Annotated in this window: 6 protein-coding genes; 5 read left to right on the top strand and 1 reads right to left on the bottom strand. The window is 58.6% G+C overall.

Annotated features, from left to right (window positions below):
* The first annotated feature begins 156 nt into the window (after positions 1 to 156).
* Together OC610_RS20395 and OC610_RS20390 are read left to right on the top strand one after the other, a co-directional pair.
* Positions 157 to 468, top strand: coding sequence for a DUF485 domain-containing protein (locus tag OC610_RS20395; protein WP_060741155.1), 312 nt, complete (start codon positions 157 to 159; stop codon positions 466 to 468).
* Positions 465 to 2,123, top strand: a complete 1,659-nt coding sequence (locus OC610_RS20390) for a cation acetate symporter (protein WP_264430239.1) — start codon at positions 465 to 467, stop codon at positions 2,121 to 2,123. The genes OC610_RS20395 and OC610_RS20390 overlap by 4 nt, the downstream gene beginning before the upstream one ends.
* Before the next feature lie 296 nt (positions 2,124 to 2,419).
* On the opposite strand, the gene gltA is transcribed toward OC610_RS20390, so the two are convergent.
* Positions 2,420 to 3,709, bottom strand: a complete 1,290-nt coding sequence (gene gltA, locus OC610_RS20385) for a citrate synthase (protein ID WP_003172803.1) — start codon at positions 3,707 to 3,709, stop codon at positions 2,420 to 2,422.
* A gap of 365 nt (positions 3,710 to 4,074) precedes the next feature.
* Between gltA and sdhC the strand changes: the two genes are divergently transcribed.
* The 3 genes from sdhC to OC610_RS20370 all read left to right on the top strand — a co-directional run.
* The gene (gene sdhC, locus OC610_RS20380; protein WP_024780620.1) at positions 4,075 to 4,449 is read left to right on the top strand and encodes a succinate dehydrogenase, cytochrome b556 subunit; all 375 of its coding nucleotides are present in this window, start codon (positions 4,075 to 4,077) and stop codon (positions 4,447 to 4,449) included.
* Positions 4,443 to 4,811: a succinate dehydrogenase, hydrophobic membrane anchor protein gene (gene sdhD, locus OC610_RS20375; protein ID WP_264430232.1), complete on the top strand. Its 369-nt coding sequence runs from the start codon at positions 4,443 to 4,445 to the stop codon at positions 4,809 to 4,811. The genes sdhC and sdhD overlap by 7 nt, the downstream gene beginning before the upstream one ends.
* A gap of 3 nt (positions 4,812 to 4,814) precedes the next feature.
* Positions 4,815 to 5,443: FAD-dependent oxidoreductase (locus tag OC610_RS20370; protein ID WP_264430229.1), on the top strand; the 629-nt coding region annotated here is incomplete at its 3' end.

Here is a 5,443-nt window from a genome sequence, read left to right as displayed (position 1 = left end):
GCGAGCAAGCTCGCTCCCACAGGGATCGTTGCAAAAAACTGCGGAAAACTGGCAAAACCGTCATGTCGTTCTAATACTAAGGTCGTCTGGAACCTGGCCTTGAGCCGCATAGAGTAGGGTCGTTCCAATTAAATCTGTGCTGCGAGGATAAAAACAATGAACGACAGCATTTACCTCTCGATTCAAAACAGCCCGCGCTTCAAGGAGCTGGTGAGAAAAAGGGAAAAGTTCGCCTGGATTCTCTCGGCGATCATGCTAGGGCTGTACTCCGGCTTCATCCTTCTGATTGCCTACGGGCCGCACATTCTCGGGGCGAAGATCACACCCGAGTCCACCATTACCTGGGGTATTCCCATCGGCGTCGGCCTGATTGTCTCGGCCTTCATCCTGACCGGTATCTATGTGCGACGTGCCAACGGCGAGTTCGACGACCTGAACAATGCGATTCTCAAGGAGGCTCAGCAATGATCCGGCGTCTAATGGCTCTATTGAGCATCGCAGCATTTGCCCCGGGCGCCTGGGCGGCTGAAGCCCTGACCGGTGCCGTGCAGAAGCAACCCCTCAACGTTTCCGCGATTGTCATGTTCGTGGTCTTCGTCGGCGCGACCCTGTGCATCACCTATTGGGCCTCCAAGCGCAACAAGTCGGCGTCCGACTACTATGCGGCAGGCGGGAGGATCACCGGTTTCCAGAATGGCCTGGCCATTGCGGGCGACTATATGTCGGCGGCGTCCTTCCTGGGGATTTCCGCCCTGGTGTTTGCGTCCGGTTATGACGGCCTGATCTACTCCATCGGCTTCCTGGTGGGCTGGCCGATCATTCTGTTCCTCATCGCCGAACGCCTGCGCAACCTGGGCAAGTACACCTTTGCCGACGTGGCGTCCTATCGCCTCGGGCAAACCCAGATCCGCAGTCTGTCCGCCTGCGGCTCGCTGGTGGTGGTGGCGTTCTACCTGATCGCGCAGATGGTCGGTGCCGGCAAGCTGATCCAACTGCTGTTCGGCCTGGACTACCACGTTGCGGTGATCCTGGTCGGCATCCTGATGTGCCTCTATGTGTTGTTCGGCGGCATGCTGGCGACGACTTGGGTACAGATCATCAAGGCTGTGCTGTTGCTGTCCGGTGCTTCGTTCATGGCCTTGATGGTCATGAAACACGTTGGCTTCGACTTCAACACACTGTTTGCCGAAGCGGTCAAGGTTCACCCTAAAGGCGAGGCAATCATGAGCCCTGGCGGCTTGGTGAAGGATCCGATCTCGGCCTTCTCCCTGGGCTTGGCGCTGATGTTCGGTACCGCTGGCCTGCCGCACATCCTGATGCGCTTCTTCACCGTGAGCGATGCGAAGGAAGCTCGTAAAAGCGTACTGTACGCCACTGGCTTCATCGGCTACTTCTACATCCTGACCTTCATCATCGGCTTTGGCGCGATCCTGCTGGTCAGCACCAACCCGGCGTTCAAGGACGCGGCAGGTGCCTTGCTCGGTGGCAACAACATGGCGGCGGTGCACCTGGCCAACGCGGTGGGCGGCAGCATCTTCCTGGGCTTCATCTCGGCGGTGGCGTTCGCGACCATCCTGGCGGTGGTAGCGGGCCTGACCCTGGCCGGTGCCTCAGCGGTATCCCATGACCTGTATGCCAGCGTGATCAAGAAAGGCAAGGCCAACGAGAAGGATGAGATCCGCGTCTCGAAAATCACCACCATTGCCCTGGCAGTGCTGGCGATCGGCCTGGGCATCCTGTTCGAGAAGCAGAACATCGCGTTCATGGTGGGCCTGGCGTTCTCCATCGCGGCGAGCTGTAACTTCCCGGTGCTGCTGCTTTCGATGTACTGGAAGAAGCTGACCACCCGTGGCGCCATGATCGGCGGCTGGCTGGGCCTGGTCAGTGCGGTTGGCCTGATGATCCTCGGCCCGACCATCTGGGTGCAGATCATGGGTCACGAGAAAGCAATCTTTCCGTATGAATACCCGGCGCTGTTCTCGATGATCATCGCGTTCGTCGGTATCTGGTTCTTCTCCATCACCGACAAGTCGGCTGAAGGCGCCAACGAGCGGGCGCTGTTCTTCCCGCAGTTCGTGCGTTCGCAGACTGGCCTGGGGGCGAGTGGGGCGGTTAACCACTAATGCAGCGATAAGTGCTTGAAGAAATACCCCGGTCGAGAGGCCGGGGTATTTTTTTGTGCCGGGTTCGTGGGTGGCAGGCCTGCCGCCATCGCGAGCAAGCTCGCTCCCACAGTTGGCCGTGAACCCCAAACTTGTGCTCACTGGAGATCCCCTGTGGGAGCGAGCTTGCTCGCGATGGCGTCGGTTCTGCCAATGCAGTTTCTGGATCGGATAAAAGAGGCATAAACAAAACAGCCCCCGCTTATATAAAGCGGGGGCTGTTTCGGTGCAGTCAGGAGCCTAGCGCAAGGCTAGCCTTACTTGCGGTCTTCCAGCTTGGTGATGTCGCGCGACTCGTAGCCGGTGTACAGCTGGCGTGGACGGCCGATCTTGTACGGGCTGGAGAGCATTTCCTTCCAATGGGAGATCCAGCCGACGGTCCGCGCCAGGGCGAAGATCACGGTGAACATGCTGGTTGGAATGCCGATCGCCTTGAGGATGATCCCCGAGTAGAAGTCGACGTTCGGGTACAGCGAGCGCTCGATGAAGTACGGGTCGGTCAGGGCGATCTCTTCCAGGCGCATGGCCAGTTCGAGTTGCGGATCGTTCTTGATCCCCAGTTCCTTGAGCACTTCGTCGCAGGTCTGCTTCATGACGGTGGCGCGCGGGTCGCGGTTCTTGTAGACCCGGTGACCGAAGCCCATCAGCTTGAACGGATCGTTCTTGTCCTTGGCCTTGGCGATGAACTTGTCGATGTTCGAGACATCACCGATTTCATCGAGCATGGTCAGTACCGCTTCGTTCGCACCGCCGTGGGCAGGGCCCCAGAGCGCGGCGATACCGGCGGCGATACAGGCGAACGGGTTGGCACCCGACGAGCCGGCCAGGCGCACGGTGGACGTGGAGGCGTTCTGCTCGTGGTCGGCGTGGAGGATGAAGATCCGGTCCATGGCCTTGGCGAGCACCGGGCTGATCGGTTTGATCTCGCACGGGGTGTTGAACATCATATGCAGGAAGTTCTCTGCATAGGTCAGGTCGTTGCGCGGGTACATCATGGGCTGCCCCATGGAGTACTTGTAGACCATGGCTGCCAGGGTCGGCATCTTCGCCACCAGGCGGATCGCGGAGATTTCGCGATGCTGGGGGTTATTGATGTCCAGGGAGTCGTGGTAGAAGGCCGAGAGGGCACCGACGACGCCGCACATGACGGCCATCGGGTGGGCATCACGACGGAAACCGTTGAAGAAGGTCTTCAACTGTTCGTGAACCATGGTGTGGTTCTTCACGGTGCTGACGAACTGGGCCTTCTGCTCTGCGGTCGGCAGCTCGCCGTTGAGCAGCAGGTAGCAGGTTTCCAGGTAGTCCGATTTTTCAGCCAGTTGCTCGATCGGGTATCCGCGGTGCAGCAGGATGCCGTTGTCGCCGTCGATATAGGTGATTTTCGACTCGCACGAGGCGGTCGACATGAAACCCGGGTCAAAGGTGAAACGGCCCGTGGCCGTCAGGCCCCGTACGTCGATTACATCGGGACCAACGGTGCCGGTTAAAATGGGCAGCTCGACGGGGGCTGCGCCCTCGATGATCAACTGCGCTTTTTTGTCAGCCATGTGGCCTCCTATTAATGCTTGGAATCATCAGACAGACCCCCCACGCAGGGCCCGCACCACTATAGTGAGATAAATCCGAATGTCAATTTGCCTAAAGTCTTGCTCCAGAAGGCTTTAACCGGACTTTTTCCGCGAAATTGCCTGCCGTTTACGCCTTTTGCGGCGTATGTGCAATGCGCTATTAGGGGAAGGTGAACGCGTTGTCATTAGTAGCCTAACTGTCTATACTCGGCCACCGACCGCCAGGGGCTTTTGGGCCTGCTTTCTTGGGGGTCGTCACTCCCTGGGTGGTGAGTACCTGACCAGTGCGCGCCCCAACAACTTTGCCCTGATTGTTAGGGGCTCTTCAGTGTGAAAAAAAAGCCGTGAAAAGCCAACGACCTGTAAACCTAGACCTAAGGACCATCAAACTCCCAGTCACTGCTTACACGTCCATTCTTCACCGTATTTCCGGTGTCATCCTCTTCGTCAGCCTGGCCATCATGCTTTATGCATTGGACAAGTCGCTCGATTCGGAAGAAGGCTTCGGTCAGGTGAAAGCGTGTCTGACCAGTCCGCTAGCCAAGCTAGTGATTTGGGGCATCCTGTCCGCCTTGCTGTATCACCTGGTAGCCGGTGTGCGCCACTTGATCATGGACATGGGCATCGGTGAGACGCTGGAAGGCGGCAAGCTGGGCTCGAAAATCGTTATCGCCGTTTCCGTGGTGGTAATCGTTCTGGCAGGAGTCTGGATATGGTAACCAACGTCACGAACCTCTCGCGTTCGGGCCTCTATGACTGGATGGCGCAGCGTGTGTCTGCGGTCGTTCTCGCGGCTTATTTCATTTTCCTGATCGGATATGTAATCGCCAACCCCGGCCTGGGCTATGCCCAATGGCATGAACTGTTTGCAAACAACTGGATGCGTATCTTCAGTCTGCTGGCACTTGTTGCACTGGGCGCTCACGCCTGGGTCGGCATGTGGACCATCGCGACCGACTACCTGACGCAGATGGCGTTCGGCAAGTCGGCGACTGCCGTACGTTTCCTCTTCCAGGCAGTATGCGGCGTTGCGATGTTCGCTTACTTCGTCTGGGGTGTGCAGATTCTCTGGGGTATCTGATTCATGGCTAACATTCCAACGATTTCTTTCGACGCCATCATCATCGGTGGTGGCGGTGCCGGCATGCGCGCAGCGCTGCAGCTGGCGCAGGGCGGTCACAAGACTGCCGTGATCACCAAGGTTTTCCCGACGCGTTCGCACACGGTTTCCGCCCAGGGCGGCATCACCTGCGCCATCGCTTCGGCCGACCCGAACGATGACTGGCGCTGGCACATGTACGATACCGTCAAGGGTTCCGACTACATCGGTGACCAGGACGCTATCGAATACATGTGTCAGGAAGGCCCGGCCGCCGTTTTCGAGCTGGACCACATGGGCATGCCATTCTCGCGTACCGAGCAAGGTCGTATCTACCAGCGTCCGTTCGGTGGCCAGTCCAAGGACTACGGCAAGGGCGGCCAGGCTGCGCGTACCTGCGCGGCGTCCGACCGTACCGGTCACGCTCTGCTGCACACCCTTTATCAGGGCAACCTGAAAGCCGGTACCACGTTCCTGAACGAGTACTACGCCGTTGACCTGGTGAAGAACCAGGACGGCGCCTTCGTCGGTGTGATCGCGATCTGCATCGAAACCGGCGAAACCACCTACATCCGCGCCAAGGCCACCGTATTGGCGACCGGCGGTGCAGGTCG

The organism is Pseudomonas agronomica (assembly GCF_025917275.1).
In the GTDB taxonomy this organism is placed as follows: domain Bacteria; phylum Pseudomonadota; class Gammaproteobacteria; order Pseudomonadales; family Pseudomonadaceae; genus Aquipseudomonas; species Aquipseudomonas agronomica.
Note: the sequence above shows the minus strand (reverse complement) of the source record. Positions and strands in the feature narration are given on the sequence as shown.